The following is an 18,702-nucleotide window of genomic DNA, read 5'->3' as shown; positions in this document are numbered from 1 at the left end:
TTGTTGGTTGTTGGTTGTTGGTTGTTGGTTGTTGGTTGTTGGTTGTTGGTTGTTGGTTGTTGGTTGTTGGTTGTTGGTTGTTGGTTGTTGGTTGTCACTTCGCTTTCGCTCAGTGACTTTTGCACAATGTCATCCTGAGCTTGCCTGCCAAGAAGGAAGGCGCAGTCGAAGGGACTAGAACACGAACACCTCGGCTTCGCTCACTGACCAAATTATCATTTGTCAGTTCGAGTGAATTTCGAGGAACGAGAAATTTGCTTGCCCGCCGAGAAGGAGCGTATCGAGAACCCTTACGTGTACAAAAAGGTAACTAACCCCATGGGTATTCGATTACCCTCAGACTAACATAGGTACCAATGACAAACTTCGCTACTTTCATTCAACAGATTACCACGTCGCAAAAAGCTCCTCGCAGAGACGAATAAAAAACCATCAACGGACAACGGACAACAAACAACCATCAACCAAATAAAAAAACTGTTAACATCCTTTTAAGAATACTTCCCTTTCTTTTCCGCTATTTTTATTCACATAACTAACAAACCACTCAAATGACTAGAAGATTACTCTCCTTGCTGGTGCTTTTTGCATCTTTTTTCGTTTCCGCTCAAGATTTTAAAATGGACCTCGTACAGGACATGAAACCACGTAATATCGGTCCCGGTGGCATGAGTGGTCGTGTTACCAGTATTGATGTCGTGAATTCCAATCCTGATATTATGTATGTCGGTACCGCTTCTGGCGGATTATGGAAATCTACTTCCGGAGGCATAAAATGGGACCCTATTTTCGATAAAGAAGTAACTGCTTCTATTGGTGCAGTGGCTATTCAACAAAGTAACCCGTCTGTAATTTGGGCTGGTACTGGTGAAGGTAATCCTAGAAATAGCTTAAATGGAGGTTACGGAGTTTATAAATCTCTCGATGGCGGTAAGACTTGGAAATCTATGGGTCTTGAAAAAACCAGACATATTCATAGAATTAAAATTGACCCAATGAATCCGAATACCGTGTATGTCGGTGCAATCGGTTCTCCTTGGGGCGAGCACCCTGAGCGCGGAGTCTTCAAAACTATGGATGGTGGTGAGACTTGGGAGAAAGTTCTTTTCGTAAATAATAAAACGGGAGTTGCTGATTTAATTATGGATCCTACAAACCCGAATAAACTTATTGCTGCGATGTGGGAACACAAGCGTGAACCTTGGTTCTTTAATTCTGGCGGATCTGGTAGCGGATTATACATTACTCACGATGGTGGTAAGAATTGGAAAAAATTAAGCGAGGAAGATGGCTTACCTGCTGGTGATTTAGGAAGAATTGGAGTTGCCATTGCCCCAGGAAAGCCTGATGTTATTTATGCGTTGGTGGAAGCAAAAAAGAATGCATTGTACAAATCTGAGGATGGCGGATTCAAATGGAAGAAAATTAATGATAAGGGCGATATCGGTAATAGACCTTTTTACTATTCTGAAATCTACGTTGATCCACAAAATGAAAACAGGGTTTTCTCTGTATTTACCTATGTTAATGTTTCGCAAGATGGCGGTAAGAATTTTGTAGAGCTTATGCCTGCCTATGGCGTAGATAACGGCGTACATCCTGATCACCATGCTTTTTGGATTCACCCAGAAAACGGACAGTTTATGATGGATGGTAATGATGGCGGATTGAATATTTCTAAAGATGGAGGAAAGACTTGGCGCTTTGTAGGTAACCTCCCTGTTGCACAATTCTATCATATTGCCGTTGACAACGAGTATCCTTATAATGTATACGGTGGTATGCAAGATAATGGTAGCTGGAGAGGTCCGGCATATGTTTGGAAAGCACAGGGAATTCGCAATAGCTACTGGCAAGAAATTAGTTTCGGTGACGGTTTTGATGTCGTGCCCGATCCTGTAGATTCTCGTTATGGGTATACCATGAGTCAGCAAGGCTACGTTCAACGTTTTGACCATGAGACTGGCGATAATTATATCGTACGCCCTACTCCACCAGATGCGACGACAGAGCTTCGTTTTAACTGGAACTCGGCAATTAGCCAAGATCCTTTCGATAACAGTACTATCTATTTCGGTAGTCAGTTCGTACATAAAAGCACCGATAAGGGATTGACTTGGAAAGTTATTTCTCCAGATTTGACTACTAACGATCCAGAAAAGCAAAAACAAAGCGAAAGTGGCGGATTATCTATGGATGCAACAGGTGCTGAAAATCACACTACTATATTAGTTATTGAACCATCACCGGTTGAAAAAGACATGCTGTGGACAGGTTCTGATGACGGTCGTGTACATTACACCCAAAACGGCGGTGGTACGTGGACAGAAGTAACAGCGAATATTAAAGGCTTACCTAAAGGAAGCTGGATTCCACAAATAAAGGCTTCTACCCGTAATAAAGGTGAAGCATTGTTAATTGCTAATGACTATAGAAGATTCAATTACACTCCCTATGCATACCGCACTAAAGATTACGGTAAAAGCTGGACTAGAATTGTTGATGCTACAGATGTAGAAAGTTATTCACTTTCAATTATCGAAGATCCTGAGAATCCGAATTTATTATTCTTAGGAACCGATGACGGATTATATATTTCTTTCAATGCTGGTGAAAAATGGCAAAAATGGACGGAAGGCTTCCCAACTGTTTCTACGAAAGATTTAGCCATTCACCCAAGAGAGCAAGATTTGGTAATCGGCACATTCGGTAGAGCTGCGTGGGTGTTAGATGATATTCGTCCGTTACGTGCAGTGGCGGCTAATGCATCCATCCTAAATAAAGAAATTGAATTATTTACGCCTCCAACGGCATATCAAGCTTCTTACCAACAACCAACAGGTAGTCGTTTTGGTGGTGACGGACTGTATCAAGGTGAGAACAAAAAGTCTGGCGCTATGATTACCTACTATTTAAAAGAAGGTAAGAAAGCGGCTAAAAAGGATAAACCTGCAAAAGATAAAAAAGAGGATGCATCCGAAGAAAAAACAGAAGAAAAAACCGATGCCGTTGAGTTGACAGGCGTTCAAAAGAAAGATTCCGTCCAATTCGATTTTTATGACGGAGATCGTTTAATTCGTACCTTAAAATACAAAACTCCCGAAAAAGCCGGATTCCACAGAATTTTCTGGGGAATGGATGAAAAAGGTGCAGATAGACCTTCTAGAAAAGTAGTTACCAAAAAGAAAGAATCTGGCGGATTAGATGTAAAACCTGGCACCTACACTATTAAAATGTCATTTGGTGATTTAGAAGAAGAAACTAAAATTACCGTAAAATCTGACCCTCGTTTAGAGGTTTCAATGGCTGGTATTAATGAAGCATATACGAACGGAAAAGTGTTAGAATCGTACATGCAAAAAGCTGCAGATGCTGTTCAGCAATTGGCACAAAGCAAAGCGACCGCCGAACAGTTTCAAAAAGACCTGAAAAAGGAAGATGATAAAAAGTACAAAGAGCAAATTGATGCTTCAAAAGATATCATCAAACAAATAGATTCTGTAACCGCAATCTATTTAGGCAAAGTTGATAAGCGACAAGGTATTACACGCAGTAAAGAAATGACCGTAATGCAACGTTTACAACTTGCTCGTGGCTATGTAGGATCTCGTAAGGCTGGTATGACGGCTACTGAAACTCAATTAATGCAATTTGCAAAAGAGGATCTAGAAGCGGCATTAGAGATAACAAATTCATTTTTCTCTACGGACTGGAAAACATATAAAGCTACTATGGAGAGCTTACAACTTTCTCCTTTTAAAGAAGTAGACACCTTTAGTTTGAAATAATTCTCATAATATTAGGCATACTCACTTAAAAACCATCAATTATGAAAAAACTATTCGCTTGTTTTGCCATTGCTCTTATTTGGAGTTGTACAGAAAAAAAAGAAAAACCAAAGGAGGTTCAAGAAGAAGTTGCAATCACCAAAATTCCGGATCAGTATACCATTAAACAAATGATGGATAATGAAGCTATTTCTGGTGGTAGTTTTTATCGTGATAATTCTAAATTATTGGTCTCAAGCAACAGATCTGGTATCTATAATATGTATACGGTGCCTGCAAAGGGTGGTGAATTAACGCCGATAACGCAGTCTGACAGCGCTTCTATTTTTGCGATTTCTTATTTTCCGAGAGATGAGCGAATGCTTTTTAGTATGGATGGTAATGGTGACGAAATTTACCATATCTACGTTCGTAATTTAAATGGCAGCCATACAGACCTTACGCCTGACAAAGGTGCGAGAGCTAGCTTTCAAGGTTGGGCAGAAGACGACCAAAGTTTCTTTTTTACATCGAACAAACGAGATGCTAAATACATGGATCTATATCAAATGGATTTTCTCAACTATTCGCCTAAATTAATTTTTAAGAATGAAGATGGGTATGATATAGGTAATCTTAGTAAGGATCAAAAATACCTTACGCTGGCGAAATCTTTGAACACCAACGATTCAGACTTGTATCTTTTTGATCTTTCAACGAAAAAGAAAATCAAGATCAATAAAACACAAAGTGCGAATAGCAGTCAAGATTTTTCTCCTTCAGGTGATGAACTCTATTACACTACCGATGAAGGCAACGAGTTTTCATACCTCATGAAATATAACATCGCCACTGGAAACACCGAGAAAGTAATTGAACGTGATTGGGATATTCTGGGCAGCTACTTTACAGATAACGGCACCTATTTAGTTACCTATATCAATGAAGATGCGAAAAACACTATTGAAGTAATGAATGTCGCTACTATGGAAAATATTGATTTACCGGCATTTGATGCCATGGAAATTACCAATGTAGATTTCTCAAAAGATGAAAAATGGATGCGTTTTTACGCAGGTGGCTCGCATACACCTAGCAATCTGTTTGTCTATAATTTAGAAACGAAAGCGCAGAAGCAATTAACAGATGTTTTAAATCCTGAAATTAAAGCAGACGATCTTGTTGCTGCTGAAGTTGTACGTTACAAATCTTTTGATGGGGTTGAAATTCCTGCTATTTATTACAAGCCACAACAAGCAAATGCAAATGCAAAAGTACCTGCTTTAGTTTGGGTTCATGGCGGACCAGGTGGACAGAGTCGTCAAAACTTCAGTTCGTTTATTCAGTACTTAACCAATCATGGGTATGCTGTACTTGCCGTAAACAACAGAGGTAGCAGCGGTTACGGGAAAACGTTTTACCAAATGGACGATTTGAACCATGGTGATAAAGATTTGAAAGATTGCGTGGAAGGTAAAAATTGGCTTGCAGCACAACCGGAAATCGATGCCGATAAAATCGGAATTATTGGTGGTTCTTATGGTGGTTATATGACCATGGCTGCATTGACCTATACTCCCGAAGAATTTGCCGTTGGGGTAAATCTTTTTGGTGTTACCAATTGGTTGCGAACTTTAAAAAGTATACCACCATGGTGGGAATCTTTTAGAGAATCTCTTTACCTAGAATTGGGCGATCCATATAGTTCAGATTCGGTACGATTAAAAGAAATATCTCCATTGTTTCATACCGATAAGGTGACCAAACCTTTAATTGTTTTACAGGGTTCTCAAGACCCACGTGTGTTGCAAGTAGAGTCTGATGAGATTGTTGCGGGCGTAAAAAAGAACGGAGTACCAGTTGAATACGTACTCTTTGAAGATGAAGGTCACGGATTTGTTAAAAAAGAAAATCAGATCGAAGCCTATAGTAGGGTTTTAGATTTTTTAGATTTGTATTTGAAGAAAGATAAAGCAACACCAATTAAAGACGGCGATAAATAAATTCATAATTTTAAGTTTCATATTAAATTAAAGAATGAAGAAAGTTATTACGTTACTAGTATTATTAGCTACTATTAATCAGGCAAATGCACAAAGTGGTGGTACAGGAGAAGATGATTTTGGTAGTTGGTTTATGTATTTTGGAACCAATAAAATTACCGATAAATGGAGTATACATACCGAAGCGCAATTTAGATATTATGAAATGGCTTCTAACTTTAACCAGTTGTTGCTGCGTACAGGTATCAACTATCACATAAACCCGGATGCGATTGCCACTTTAGGTTATGGATTTATTGAAACAGACCCAACGTTCAGTGAATTTGACGTTATTGGGGGTGATGCTCTCATAAAAAATAACTCTGTTTCGGAACATCGCATATTTGAGCAATTCATTCTTAAAAACAAAGTCTGGGAATTTAATTTCGAGCATCGCTATCGTTTAGAACAACGCTTTGTTCAAAATAATTTTTCTGGAATCAGTAATACATTGCACAGAGCGAGGTATAGAATTCAAATGACCTTGCCCCTAACCGATATCTTTTTCTTGAATTTCTATGATGAAATTTTCATCAACTTACAGAATAATGCCTTTGGTCAAAACCGTGCGTATGCAGCCCTAGGCGTTAATGTTACCGAAGATTTGAGCATGCAATTTGGGTATTTAAAAAATCATTTTAGCGAGACTAATTTTGATCGACTTCAAATTGGTGTATTTTATAACACCGATTTAAGAGGGCTTTTTAAAAAGAAGGCAAAATAGTCAAGAAGGTCATTAGATTTTTTTTAGCTTATTCGTTACTGTTAAAATCAATTGGAAATGAGCAAAAGGTATACGTATTAATATGTAACTTTATAACCTAACCTTAAAACACTATTAAAATGAAAATATTTAAAATGGAATTAGCACTATTAGCTTTACTTGTTGCTTTTAGTTGTAAAGAAGTAAAAAAGGAAGCTTCTGATGCCAAAGAAGAAGTAGAAGACTTAATGGATGAAGCTGAAAATGAAATGAACGACGATGAAACTGTCGTAAAGTTTATGTTAGAGCCTAAAAGCGATAGTAATGTGAAAGGTGAAGTAACGTTTACCCAAGATGACGACGAGGTTGAAATGGTAGCTATGTTATCTGGTTTGTCTGAAGGAGAACATGCAATTCATATTCACCAAACTGCAGATTGTACTGCAGCCGATGGTTCTTCAGCTGGAGGACACTGGAACCCTACCAATGAGCCACATGGTAAATGGGGTGCTAGCGAAGGATACCACAAGGGTGATATTGGTAACTTTACAGCAGATGCAGATGGTAATGCAAAAATTGAATTTGAAACAGATGAGTGGTGTATTGGCTGTGATGATGAAAACAAAAATATATTAGGTAAAGGGGTAATCGTACACCAAGGTGTAGATGATTATACTTCTCAGCCTAGCGGTGATGCTGGTGCACGTGTTAGTTGTGCTGGTATTATTGAATAGAGTTAATAAAAAATATGATAAAAGCTGTTCTTAGAACAGCTTTTTCTATTTTTAACAGATTATAAATTTCACATATGCAACTAGACCTGTTGGTTGATCAATTTAAAAAGAAAGATCCCACTGCTTTTGAAAAGCTATACGGTATGTATAGCGATAATATTTGCGGCGTTATTAACACCATCGTTAAAAACGACGCCCTTGCCCAAGAAATATGTCAAGACGTTTTTATTAAGATTTGGAATAACTGTGAGAGTTATAATTCCTCAAAAGGAAGATTCTTTACATGGATATTGAATATTGCCAGAAACGCAGCTATCGATGAAATACGCAGTAGGTCGTATAAGAATGATAAAAAGAACCTTTCGGCAGATTACTTCGTAGGTATTTTGCAGAACAAGGAGGAAGAAGAAAGTTCTACTGTAGATACTAAGGGTTTAAGAAACCTAGTAAAGAATTTAAAGGAAAAATGTGTTCAGATCATTGAACTGTTATACTTTAGAGGATATACTCAAAAAGATGCAGCAGAAGAATTGGATATTCCGATAGGTACTGTAAAAACAAGAAATAGAAGTTGCATTTCCCAATTGAGGGATAATATGGCCGTAAGATAGTATGGATGTAGAAAAATACATAGCATCGGGAATTTTAGAGCTTTATATAGCTGGCATACTCTCAGAAGAGGAAAATCTGGAAATTGCTAACTATGCTAAAGAGTATCCAGAAATTCAGAAAGAAATAGAAGCTATTGAGGCTTCAATATTAGCATTGTCTAAAAAAGCATCGCCTGGATTCAATTATTCATTTAAATCATTAATGGATAGAATTAATGGTGAGGTTAAAGTAATACCAATAAACGAAAAACGTAGCACACCACTATTATCTTATGTTGGCTGGGCGGCATCGCTTTTACTGGCAGTTGGCTTATTTTGGATGTATCAACAGAATGAAGATTTAAAATCGAATATTCAAATTGTTGAAAAACAAAATGTTGATCTTGAGCAGCAGATTGCAGATACCGATTCTTCTTTGGAACAGACACAAGAATTATTGAATACGCTTCGTGATCAGAACATTAGTGTTATTGCATTAGGTGGTCAAGCAGTATCGCCTACATCATATGCCAAGGCATATTGGAACAAAGAAAATCAGAAAGTATTTATAGATGCGAAAGGATTACCTGAACCACCAGATGGTTTTGTGTACCAAGTTTGGTCTCTTAAACTTTCGCCGCTTACCCCTACCAGTATGGGTCTGCTAGAAGATTTTGCTACGGATGAAAATAAAGTCTTTGCACTGAACAACCCTAACGAATCTGAAGCATTTGGTATTACACTTGAACCGGCAGGTGGTAGTGAATCGCCAAACCTAGAGCAATTATACACGCTTGGTGTAGTAGCGACTTCATAACAAATTAAAATTTAAACTATTGTGGGCAGTTTTTGTTAACTGCCCATTTTTTTTATTATTTTGCCGCTATGGATTTAAAGAAAATTTTCGGAACCGTTTTAACCTTGTTGGGTATTGGCGGACTTGTTTATACTGCTATTTTATTTGGAAATAGTACGGGTACCACCAAACAACTTATTGTATTCGGTGTACTTGGGGCTATATTTTTCTTCTCAGGAATTGGGTTGATTAGAAATACCAGTAAAAGCTAAAAACTACAACTGGTTTAATTTACCTGTCTTTTTTTACGCGTTGAAAACTTAGACTTTTTACCAACCATTTTGGTAAGGTTTTATTTGGGTTTCTCCTCTTAAGATTTAAGTACACCCCTAATGATTTAAGAATGGGAACTTTATGTGTTTCTACCAATTCAATCAATGTACCATCGGGATCTTCTATATAACTAAAATGACCGGCAGCATTACCCATATCAAAACTATTAGCACTGTCTACCGTAAAAGCATGACCATTTTGCTTTGCTTTTTCTCTAATAGCACTCATACCCGACACATCAAAGCATAGATGTATGTAACCCAAGTCTCCCCACAATCTGTTCTCAAATATCTTTACAGGAGTTTTATCTAAAAGCTGAATAAGCTCTAGCTGGGTGGGACCAAGAAGATCTCCGAATCCGCCAACCAGCTTTCGTTCCTGTGAAATTACTACACGTCTAAATTTACTTTTTGAAATTTCATCGGCTGTTTCTATAGCATCATATTTTACAACAGAATATCCTAAAATAGTACTATAAAACTGCAACGAGGTTTCCATATGACTCACACCTATAACAGCACCTTGTACTCCCCCATTTCTAGAAGATTCTTTACAAAAAACATAATGATCTTCAACCATTTGTACCATATTACCAAAAGGATCGGTAAAGTAGAAATGAGAACAATAAGATTTATTAATTTCTGAAAGATGAGACACTTTTAAATCTTTCAAATACGAATGCATGTCTGTCAAATCTTTACATCTAATTTTCATGGCATAAATACCTAAATCTCCGAATTGAATTGGATTTACGGCTGCAGTGGGATTCCGATCTTTGAACTGCCAAATTTCTAATCCGCCGCCGCCTGTCATATTTAACGATAAATAGGCTTCTCTCCTTTCTGCTTTACCATTGGTATATTTGGTCATTAAAGAGGCAACTGCCTCATCTTCAAACAATAAAATATCGAAATTTAAATGTTTTCGGTACCAATTAAATACCTTTTTAACATCGAGAACGCCTATTCCAATTTGTTGAATTCCGTTTATTATCTCAACCATTATATGGGGTGCGAATCAGTTTGTTATGTAGTGATTTTAATTTGTCACTTGGGTATCCAAATTTAAAAAGAACTACTAAAAGAAAGTTCGAAAGATTGACACGCAAATAAGAGTTCGACTCATACTTACGAGCAGAAACTATCAAATCGTTTTTAACGATGGTATAGGGAACGTTACCTTTTTTCATCCGACGAAAAAATTCAAAATCTTCCATCAGAACTTGTTCTTCATTGAATCTACCTAATTTATTAAAGACATCTTTTTTTATGAAAAGACATTGATCTCCTCCTCCGGTAAATAACCCGTCTTTTGCTGTAAACGAAGCATTTACGCGTAGGTACCACGTATCTTTATCAAACTTGTATGAAAAAAATCCTGCATCATATCCATTCTGCAGGCTATTTAAAATATCATCTATGAATCCGCTTGGCGGTACTACATCTGCATGTAAAAAAACAAAGGTATTTCCTAAAGCAATTTGAGAAGCTTCGTTCATTTGAGCCGCCCTTCCCATATTTTTACAGCGTACTATTTTTACTTTACTGCTACATTCTAACTTGTCAATAGTATCTGTATTACCTGGAGAAACGGCTACAATTATTTCGGTAAGTTCGTCATGCTCTAAAAAACAAGCAACCTTAAAGAGCCGTTGTAAGTTATTAAATTCGTTATGTGCCGGTATAATTATACTTATCATAGAAATAGCCAGGGCGTAGTAGTTATTAAGTAAAAACTGCCACCCATAAAAAATGTTTACGCCTTACCTACGCAAATTCCGTTAAATAGTTTTATTACTCTCATAAAATTAAAGAAAAGATTATCGTAATCGATTAAATAAAAATACGACCAAGATTTCACGAACCTTTTAACTAATATTACGTAGATAAGGTAACCTAAAACAATACTATGAAACTAAAAATATCTTTTCTTGTAACCATGTTGGCTATATTTTTTATGGCGAAAACCGAAGTACAAGCACAGGTTGACACCCAGTCAGATACGGATTTCAATGAATTATCTGAAACCTTTTTACAGCGCATAATTGATAAGAAAGACACGCAAGACCTGCAAGACCTTTTAGCGAACACCTCCATAGAAGAACTGGACAATGCACTGGATACCAATGATAAACGATTGGCTTTCTGGATAAATATTTATAATGCCTATATACAAGTAATTCTTCAAAAGAACCCAGAGTTGTATGATGACCGTGGAAGCTTCTTTAAGTTGGAACAAATTAAAATTGCAGGTGAAATGGTATCGTTCGCAAAAATAGAACACGGACTTATTAGAAAATCGCAATGGGAATATGGTTTGGGCTATATACGCAAGTGGTTTCCAAACAAATTTGAGCGTAAATTAAGAGTTAATGAACCTGTTTTTAATGTGCACTTCGCTTTGAATTGTGGCGCAAAAGATTGTCCGCCAGTGGCTATTTACCAATGGGAGCGTTTACAGGAACAATTTAATATTGGTACTAAAAGGTTATTAGAGAAAACCAGTGAATATAATAGCGAAACCAATGTGGTTAAGGTTACTTCTTTATTTAGTTGGTTTCGAGGAGATTTTGGTGGAAAAGGCGGCATCAAGAAGATTTTAAAAGAATACGAAATAATACCTTCTACAAAAGGTGTTGGTATAAAGTACACCAATTACGATTGGACCTTAGATCTTGATAATTTTATAGAACTATAGTTGAAATATAATATGTAAGAGCTGAGGAATTTTTTTAATACATTCCTTCGCTCTTAATTGCCTCTTTATACCAAGATTACCATGAAGAATGGTAAATTCGCAACTGAAATAGATTTTATATTTTCTATGAAGGCTGACCTTGGCTTGCTTAAAAAGTTATTCGTTGTACTGTTTATCCTATTAGGCGTAATGGCTGCGTCTAAATTGGATGAACTTCGGTTTTCTTTCGATTTCAGCCAGTTTTTTCCTGAAGAAGATCCCGATTTAGCTTTTTACGACGACTATGTAGAAGAATTTGGTACCGATGATAATTTTCTGCTCATAGCCGTAAAGAATGATCCCGATGTTTTTCAAGAAGAGTTCCTAAAAAGTTTTCAAGCATTTTCCGAAGAGAGTAAAACTTTCGAATATGTTTTAGAAAGTAGTTCTTTAACATCACTCTCCTACCCGCTTAAAACTTCATTCGGTTATACAACATTACCAATTATACATATTGATGACCCTTCGCAATATCAGAAAGATTGGAACAAGATTAGAGAAGATTCCCTCTTTGTAAACGTACTTATCGATAAAAAGGGAAAGTCTTTGGTTTTGGCACTAGAGACCGAAGACAATTTAGATTACAAGCAATCTGAGCTTCTTTTGAATAGTATTAGAGCTTCTTTAAAAGAACATAACTTACCCGATTTTCATATTTTGGGCAGGGCTTTTTTCTACGAAGCCATTGTTGAAATGCAAAAGAGCGAAGTACTTACAACAACTATTGCAGCATCTATTCTTGTGTTTATAATTCTGTTATTGGTTTACCGAAGTTTACCGGTTGTTTTTATATCGGTTTTCTCAATAGCCATGTCGCTATTACTATTTATGGGGCTATTGGGTTGGTTAGGTAAAGAACTCAATGCAATGGCAGCTTTTTACCCAGTGCTTATGCTCATTGTCGGTACTTCTGATGTTATACACCTAACAGATAGTTATATAAGAAAACTGCAAACAGGCATACCACGCTATAAGGCTATTAATTCATCGCTTAGAGAAGTGGGTATGACGACCCTACTTACCTCGATTACCACAGCCGTTGGTTTTGTTACATTACTTTCGTCTCGGTTGGTTAGTATTCAAGAATTCGGTATAAATGCTGCCATAGGCGTACTTGTTGCTTATATAACGGTTATTTTCTTGACAGGTTCTCTATTGATTAGTCTACCCGAAAAATCATTGATCGGTCGTAGAAGTATTTCTGAAAATTGGGTAACATACCTTTTAAAAATAAATACGTTCACTAAAAACTACCCTAGGTCTATTATTCTGGGAACAGTTGTTTTTACAGCACTTTGTGTTTTAGGCATCTACTTGGTACAGACCAATCAAGAATTAAAGAATACACTACCGGCTGAAAGTAAAATAGCGCAAGATTTTGATTACTTTCAGAGTAATTTTTCGGGATTTAGACCTTTAGAAATTGCCGTAATGAGTACTGAAGGTAATAAGGTGACCGATTTTAAGGTTGCACAAGAAATTGAAAAATTACTAATCTATCTAAAAACCTTTAAAAGCATTGGCAACGTGCAATCTGCCAACCTACCTTATAAGATTTTCAATAAAGCGAACAATTTAAATAGTGCTGCATATTTCACTCTACCAAGCGATGAGAAAACGTTTTTAAAGTATCAAAAAGATTCTCGTAAACTAGCGCGTAAACAGTTGGCTAAATTTATAAATGAAGATGAAAGTATTGCCCGTATAAATGGCAGGCTGCAAGACATTGGTACCGATAAGCTTAAAGTGGTTTATACCAATATAGATAAGTTTTCCAAAACGCAATTAGATACTTCTCTTGTTGCCGTAAAAGTGACGGGTAAGAGCATTTTACTCGATAAAAACTCTGAATATATTAGAAGTAGCTTATTAGAAGGATTGCTTTACGGATTATTGTTGATCGGAGTAATTATGGCTTTTGTGTTTAGAGATATTAAAATATTTCTGATTTCGCTGGTGCCGAATGTATTGCCCATATTATTTGCCGGTGGTATGTTAGGCTTTTTAGGAATACCACTTGAAGCTTCACTCTCAGTGGTTTTTGCTATCGTCTTCGGTATTGCCGTTGATGACACCATTCACTTTTTAGGGAAATATAAATTAGGGATTAGCCAAGGATTGGATAAAGAGGCCGCACTAGAAAAGACATTTGCGCAAACAGGAAGAGCATTGGTCATTACGACCATTATTCTTTTCTTCGGATTTATGGTGATGTTATTTTCTATTCATCAACCTAGCGTAACTATAGGCTTGATCATTAGCGTAACCTTGGTAACAGCCTTAATATTAGACTTGTTATTACTACCTGTGTTACTTAGAAAATTGATTTAGATAGAGCTTTTGGTTCGGTTTAATGTTTTCTGTAAAGACTTATATGCAAGTATCATTTTGCCAACCATTAAAATCATTAAGCTTATCCATATTGTAAAGAGTAGGTATTCCATAATACAATTTAGTTTACGTGGTTACTTTTAGTTTGTTATTTAAGATGCTGGGGCATTTTAAATGCATTTGGTCGATAAATATATACATTTCATCTATACGCCTGTTAAAAAAAACTAAATTTTCGATGAAATACGTAATAATAACAACGCCACGACTTTACATCGTGGCGTTGAAAAAAAACAATCCAACCTAAAACAAACCAGAAATGAAAATAATTGGGCAATCAATTACAGATCATGGACTTGCTTTTCCATATTAGGGCCTAATTCATAAATGGCCGCCATTAATTCTTCTTTTAATTCTATAACTCTGTCACTTTTGCCATTTGCCTTATATACCTCTGCTGCTTGAAATAGTAAAGCAGGCTCAAAAGTTTTACCATATACATAGGTATCCATAACATCCATCGCCTTTTCTTTATCTCCGTTTTTTAATAGACTATACCCTAACCAGCTGTACGATTCTGGCGTTGGTCTATTAGCTACTTCGCGCTGTGCCAATAATAAAGCACTATCATATTGTTTGGTCTCCCCTATATACAACCCTAGGTTATATGCATTATACATATCGCCATAAGCTGCATTCTTTACACGGGTAAAATACTCGTCTAAATTTTTGGTTCTTACCATGTCGTCACCCATGTAGTCCGCAATTTCTGCTTTAAATAAGAAATAATCTGGAGCATTATAAGTCTTCGTCACAGAGTCTAATATGCGTATAGCCTCTTCAGAGTTTTTATCGTTTGAAAAAACGATCCATGCAATTCCTTTTTTTGCATATGCATTATTAGGATCAATCGCTAATGCTTTCAAATATTGCTGGTACGAATCTTCAATTCTACCTGCATGACCATAATAATCTGCTAAATTGGTATAACTCCATAGCATTAAGTCTTTATTCTTAGCCAATTCGGCTTTTGATTTAGCCTTTTCCATAAAATTTATGGTCGTATCTAAATCTCCTTTATAATCGTTCCATTTTGCAATGCGAATCATATAGCCGAAATCAGACATATTCTTTAAGCTATCTAAGTACTGCTCTGCCAAAGTGTAATTACCAAGCTCCATATGCACATCGAAATACAAGCTATGGGTCTCATTTTTATCTCCGCCAATTGCCGCTGCTGAATCTGCTAATTGCAAAGCTTCTTTAAAGCGGTGTTGAGATATATAATTTCTAGCAAGAGATCTATAAAAACCAGGCTTCCCGATATTTGCAATATCAACTGCCTTTTTTAAACTCTTTTCTGCTTTCTTTAAAAATTCAATATCGCCAGTTTGCTGAAAGTATCTATTGTACTCACCGCCTACAATACCAAAACTGGTTAGTTGCATGCTGTCTGGTCTAATTTTTGAATTCCACAGGTTAAAATACTTTGATGTGGTTTTAATCTCGTTGGAAACTAAAAATTTGTCGTAATCTTTTTTATGTGCAATCTCGTCCTGATTTTTGGTACCACATGATGATACCAGTATCATTACTATTAAAAGCTGTATTAATTTCATAAGGTTGATTTTTGTGGATTGTTTAAAATAGGGGAGTTTTTCAACTCCCCTTCCCCTTCTTTTTCATAAACAATTTAGGGTTGTGCCAGTCTTATCTACCACTATAAATAGATAAGGTGAAGGCAACTTTTTATTCAGGTGCTCCCAAGTATGGGAACGTAGTACCTACAGTAGCGGTTTGCCCAACGCCATCTGAGGTTAATCTTGGTAAATCTGCCATACCATCACCATCGGTATCTTGACCGCTAAAACGATCACCTTCCATACCACCGAATAATAATATTAATGAAACATCAATAACATCATCTTGTGGCAATCTACCTGTCAATGCAACTTCATCACCATCTGGAACCAAAATTCTACCATCGTTATCGAAATCTGTACCTGGGTTAAAATATGTTGTAGGTAAGTTTGGTGCTACCTCTAAAACATCGGCAGCCAAATAACCTGTTAATGTTGGTGCATCTAAACCAAGAATATTGTTCTCATAATTTACAGCAGCTGGATCAGCGCCTAAAATGTTTGCATACACATCATGATACGCTTCTAATCTCGCTTCAAAATCTGCTTGAAAAGTTGCTGCCATTTCTGAAGGTATAGATACGTTGTGTGCATCTTTAATAGTACCATCTGCACTTAATACCGTATTAATACCCGGTCTACCCATAAAATCAACTTGTGCGTACGTACCTGTAAAATCTGGCGCCATTGCCTCTTCACATGGTGTACAAGTACCGCCACAATCAACTCCTGTTTCATCACCGTTCATAATACCATCATCACATGTTGGTGTAATTACTATGGGTGTGTTGTCATCATCATCGCTACAAGAAGCCAATGCTGCTACTGCCAAAAGAGACAAAAACGTATATTTTATATTTTTATATTTCATCGTTATATTTTTAAGAGGTTATTATTGTTTTGCGTTTGTAGTTACCCATGTTTTGTACACTTCTAAACCAAGTGCATTTTGACCTGTTGTAGCACCTAAAAGACTGTTAGGTAACTCAACTACTATAGACATTGTATTTGCACCATCGAAAGTATCAACAGCGGTATCATCATCGTCGTCAGTTGTATTAGGATCACCTGCTGGTTTAAAACCTAAAGGAGCCGTACCACCAATAACTTCATTAAATTGAAAGAAATCAAAGAAAAAAGCATCTTGTCTCGGACCTGCGAATAAAGAAACTCCGTTTGCCGTAGTCTCTACAATAGCAGTTTCAGCAGAAATATCTACCGATCCTAATGGAGCATCTACCATAATGGCACCATTTAAGCCTGTTTCACTTGGTGCAACCGGACCAAAGAAATACATTTTACCATCTCTTGGTATGGCTTGTATTACTAAATCTTCTACCAAATCATTATTGGTGTCGATATTAATTTCTAATAATACATTTTCATCAAATGTACCATAAGCCAAATCTGGCAGTACATTAGATTGAAGATCTACCGCAAAAACGGTATTGTCTGAACCTTCTGTTGGTTCAAAAGCGTAAAAATCGGCAATATCTGCCGAGGTTCCCATAGCGTTTGGCGCATCAATGTGATCTGCTGCCACTAAAAGACCCCCTACTAAGGCTAAAGCCCCAAGTCCCATAAATAATTTTGATTTTTTCATTATCTTTTTTTTTAGATTAGAATCACCCTTACTTACGAGACTAAAAATGAAAGGTTCATTTTTTTCTTAAAAAAAATTAAAATAAATTTTGAAGCGCAAATTCAGAACTACATAAAAACCTTATAATAGTATAGAAGTAACTATTTATAAATAAGTGTAAACTAATAATTAGCTAACTTCGCACCTTTAAATAATTAAGATATGAACCCGTCTTCCTCTGGTTGGATCGAGAAATATGGTTCGGTTGTTCAAAAACACCAAAATGCTTTCCCCAATTTTGAAGCTTTATACGGCACGCTTAAAATAAGCGGATTCGTATATGGATTAAATTCCAGTATTCCAGAATTTATAGAATTAGAGCATAGCCTATCTGAAGACGAGAAAGCAAAAATTAATTTACTGCATGCACTATACTTCACTTACCGCATAAAAGGTGGTGATGACTATAATACCTTTATAGAACAAGTTTTTGAGTTCTACGGAATACTGAATATTAGTCGCTCAGGTTTTTTTGATAAATGGTTCACCGGAAGCAAAACATCTGCGAAGCTTGAAAAATTAATGACTTCGAGAATTTATATCGAAGACAATATTATAAGTAAGACTTTTAACAGCCTTATCACTAATTCGCTATTATTTATTGATGTATTACTTTTTAAGCACTTCTTAAATGGTCATACCGCCCTAAAAGAAAAGGCTGAAGAAATTGAATACTTAGCTATTAACATTACCTACCATGCATTAAGCTCTAAAGAGATAGATAGAAAAGACAACAAACTTTCTCAATTACTAGCGTCTTCGTTAACCTATATCAGTTGTGCTGAAAACAGTTTTGATGGTTCTTATCGCGAGAGACTATTGAATAATAAAGAAAATTGGGAGAATCGATATTTACTAGATATGGCGTGCCTAACGGTATGGGAAGACCATTCTTTAGATTATACCGAGTCTGATTTCATATTAGGAATAGGAAAAGATCTTGGTTTTGAAAAAACCATTATAGCAACATCGATTACAGATGTTACACAGTTCTTTAAATTGAATATGGATGTTATACCTTATTTAAAGGAAAAGAATTTAGCAAAACAGTTTTACGATAGTATGGGTAAGATTGTTAAGAAACTGATTTTACGTAATAGCAAAAGATTACATAAAGAACTCTCTCAAAGTGCTGAATTGGTTGCGTTGTTATCTAAATCTACTATGAGAGATTTAAACAATGAAGAAAAGAGGAAGGTTCAAAATCAACTTTTAGATATTTTTAAAAGCATCCCCTCTTTAGCTATATTTATTCTGCCTGGTGGTGCAATTTTGCTTCCTATATTTATTAAGCTGATCCCAAAGTTATTACCATCGGCATTTGATGAAAATAGAATTGATGAGGAAGAAGATCTATATCGTAAATAGCTTATTATCAATAATTTAAA

The 18,702-nt window shown here is 36.3% G+C and carries 15 protein-coding genes; 10 read left to right on the top strand and 5 right to left on the bottom strand.

Annotated features, from left to right (window positions below):
* Positions 1-551 precede the first annotated feature (551 nt).
* The 7 genes from CLV90_RS00185 (at position 552) to CLV90_RS00155 (ending at position 8,904) form a co-directional block, all read left to right on the top strand.
* Complete coding sequence (locus CLV90_RS00185) at positions 552-3,788, top strand: WD40/YVTN/BNR-like repeat-containing protein (protein WP_243835232.1); 3,237 nt, start codon at positions 552-554, stop codon at positions 3,786-3,788.
* A 41-nt stretch (positions 3,789-3,829) separates the two neighbouring features.
* The gene (locus tag CLV90_RS00180) at positions 3,830-5,770 is read left to right on the top strand and encodes a S9 family peptidase (RefSeq protein WP_133685516.1); all 1,941 of its coding nucleotides are present in this window, start codon (positions 3,830-3,832) and stop codon (positions 5,768-5,770) included.
* 34 nt (positions 5,771-5,804) lie between these two features.
* Positions 5,805-6,533, top strand: a complete 729-nt coding sequence (locus CLV90_RS00175; protein ID WP_133685515.1) for a DUF2490 domain-containing protein — start codon at positions 5,805-5,807, stop codon at positions 6,531-6,533.
* A gap of 119 nt (positions 6,534-6,652) precedes the next feature.
* Positions 6,653-7,246, top strand: coding sequence for a superoxide dismutase family protein (locus tag CLV90_RS00170; protein WP_133685514.1), 594 nt, complete (start codon positions 6,653-6,655; stop codon positions 7,244-7,246).
* Positions 7,247-7,320: 74 nt separating this feature from the next.
* Positions 7,321-7,857, top strand: a complete 537-nt coding sequence (locus CLV90_RS00165; protein ID WP_133685513.1) for an RNA polymerase sigma factor — start codon at positions 7,321-7,323, stop codon at positions 7,855-7,857.
* 1 nt (position 7,858) lies between these two features.
* Positions 7,859-8,653 carry an anti-sigma factor gene (locus CLV90_RS00160; protein ID WP_133685512.1) on the top strand — a complete coding sequence of 265 codons (795 nt, stop codon included), beginning with the start codon at positions 7,859-7,861 and terminating at the stop codon, positions 8,651-8,653.
* 68 nt (positions 8,654-8,721) lie between these two features.
* The gene (locus CLV90_RS00155; RefSeq protein WP_133685511.1) at positions 8,722-8,904 is read left to right on the top strand and encodes a hypothetical protein; all 183 of its coding nucleotides are present in this window, start codon (positions 8,722-8,724) and stop codon (positions 8,902-8,904) included.
* A gap of 19 nt (positions 8,905-8,923) precedes the next feature.
* Here the strand turns inward: CLV90_RS00155 and CLV90_RS00150 are convergent, their stop codons facing one another.
* Both CLV90_RS00150 and CLV90_RS00145 read right to left on the bottom strand, forming a co-directional pair.
* Positions 8,924-9,967, bottom strand: coding sequence for a VOC family protein (locus CLV90_RS00150; protein ID WP_133685510.1), 1,044 nt, complete (start codon positions 9,965-9,967; stop codon positions 8,924-8,926).
* Positions 9,960-10,664, bottom strand: coding sequence for a glycosyltransferase (locus tag CLV90_RS00145; RefSeq protein ID WP_133685509.1), 705 nt, complete (start codon positions 10,662-10,664; stop codon positions 9,960-9,962). The genes CLV90_RS00150 and CLV90_RS00145 overlap by 8 nt, the downstream gene beginning before the upstream one ends.
* 209 nt (positions 10,665-10,873) lie before the next feature.
* Between CLV90_RS00145 and CLV90_RS00140 the strand changes: the two genes are divergently transcribed.
* Positions 10,874-11,662, top strand: coding sequence for a DUF547 domain-containing protein (locus tag CLV90_RS00140; RefSeq protein WP_133685508.1), 789 nt, complete (start codon positions 10,874-10,876; stop codon positions 11,660-11,662).
* An 81-nt stretch (positions 11,663-11,743) separates the two neighbouring features.
* On the top strand, positions 11,744-14,032 hold the full coding sequence (locus CLV90_RS00135; RefSeq protein ID WP_133685507.1) for an efflux RND transporter permease subunit: 2,289 nt from the start codon (positions 11,744-11,746) through the stop codon (positions 14,030-14,032).
* A 341-nt stretch (positions 14,033-14,373) separates the two neighbouring features.
* Here CLV90_RS00135 and CLV90_RS00130 read toward each other — a convergent pair whose 3' ends face one another.
* The 3 genes from CLV90_RS00130 to CLV90_RS00120 all read right to left on the bottom strand — a co-directional run bounded on the left by CLV90_RS00130 (position 14,374) and on the right by CLV90_RS00120 (position 17,275).
* Entirely contained in the window at positions 14,374-15,651 is a 1,278-nt protein-coding gene (locus CLV90_RS00130) for a tetratricopeptide repeat protein (RefSeq protein ID WP_133685506.1), read from the bottom strand.
* Positions 15,652-15,781: 130 nt separating this feature from the next.
* On the bottom strand, positions 15,782-16,543 hold the full coding sequence (locus CLV90_RS00125; protein WP_133685505.1) for a DUF4331 family protein: 762 nt from the start codon (positions 16,541-16,543) through the stop codon (positions 15,782-15,784).
* A 21-nt stretch (positions 16,544-16,564) separates the two neighbouring features.
* The gene (locus tag CLV90_RS00120; RefSeq protein ID WP_133685504.1) at positions 16,565-17,275 is read right to left on the bottom strand and encodes a DUF4331 family protein; all 711 of its coding nucleotides are present in this window, start codon (positions 17,273-17,275) and stop codon (positions 16,565-16,567) included.
* Positions 17,276-17,476: 201 nt separating this feature from the next.
* Between CLV90_RS00120 and CLV90_RS00115 the strand changes: the two genes are divergently transcribed.
* Positions 17,477-18,682, top strand: a complete 1,206-nt coding sequence (locus tag CLV90_RS00115) for an LETM1-related biofilm-associated protein (RefSeq protein WP_133685503.1) — start codon at positions 17,477-17,479, stop codon at positions 18,680-18,682.
* The last annotated feature ends 20 nt before the right edge of the window (positions 18,683-18,702 follow it).

The sequence above is a fragment of the Maribacter spongiicola genome (assembly GCF_004364165.1).
GTDB classification, from domain to species: domain Bacteria; phylum Bacteroidota; class Bacteroidia; order Flavobacteriales; family Flavobacteriaceae; genus Maribacter; species Maribacter spongiicola.
This window is presented reverse-complemented; position numbering and strand designations above follow the sequence as displayed.

What these genes read in the sequence shown, in the direction of transcription:
- CLV90_RS00185 (WP_243835232.1), top strand. Translation starts at nt 552, where the DNA reads ATGACTAGAAGATTACTCTCCTTGCTGGTGCTTTTTGCATCTTTTTTC.
- CLV90_RS00180 (WP_133685516.1), top strand. Translation starts at nt 3,830, where the DNA reads ATGAAAAAACTATTCGCTTGTTTTGCCATTGCTCTTATTTGGAGTTGT.
- CLV90_RS00175 (WP_133685515.1), top strand. Translation starts at nt 5,805, where the DNA reads ATGAAGAAAGTTATTACGTTACTAGTATTATTAGCTACTATTAATCAG.
- CLV90_RS00170 (WP_133685514.1), top strand. Translation starts at nt 6,653, where the DNA reads ATGAAAATATTTAAAATGGAATTAGCACTATTAGCTTTACTTGTTGCT.
- CLV90_RS00165 (WP_133685513.1), top strand. Translation starts at nt 7,321, where the DNA reads ATGCAACTAGACCTGTTGGTTGATCAATTTAAAAAGAAAGATCCCACT.
- CLV90_RS00160 (WP_133685512.1), top strand. Translation starts at nt 7,859, where the DNA reads ATGGATGTAGAAAAATACATAGCATCGGGAATTTTAGAGCTTTATATA.
- CLV90_RS00155 (WP_133685511.1), top strand. Translation starts at nt 8,722, where the DNA reads ATGGATTTAAAGAAAATTTTCGGAACCGTTTTAACCTTGTTGGGTATT.
- CLV90_RS00150 (WP_133685510.1), bottom strand. Translation starts at nt 9,967, where the DNA reads ATGGTTGAGATAATAAACGGAATTCAACAAATTGGAATAGGCGTTCTC.
- CLV90_RS00145 (WP_133685509.1), bottom strand. Translation starts at nt 10,664, where the DNA reads ATGATAAGTATAATTATACCGGCACATAACGAATTTAATAACTTACAA.
- CLV90_RS00140 (WP_133685508.1), top strand. Translation starts at nt 10,874, where the DNA reads ATGAAACTAAAAATATCTTTTCTTGTAACCATGTTGGCTATATTTTTT.
- CLV90_RS00135 (WP_133685507.1), top strand. Translation starts at nt 11,744, where the DNA reads ATGAAGAATGGTAAATTCGCAACTGAAATAGATTTTATATTTTCTATG.
- CLV90_RS00130 (WP_133685506.1), bottom strand. Translation starts at nt 15,651, where the DNA reads ATGAAATTAATACAGCTTTTAATAGTAATGATACTGGTATCATCATGT.
- CLV90_RS00125 (WP_133685505.1), bottom strand. Translation starts at nt 16,543, where the DNA reads ATGAAATATAAAAATATAAAATATACGTTTTTGTCTCTTTTGGCAGTA.
- CLV90_RS00120 (WP_133685504.1), bottom strand. Translation starts at nt 17,275, where the DNA reads ATGAAAAAATCAAAATTATTTATGGGACTTGGGGCTTTAGCCTTAGTA.
- CLV90_RS00115 (WP_133685503.1), top strand. Translation starts at nt 17,477, where the DNA reads ATGAACCCGTCTTCCTCTGGTTGGATCGAGAAATATGGTTCGGTTGTT.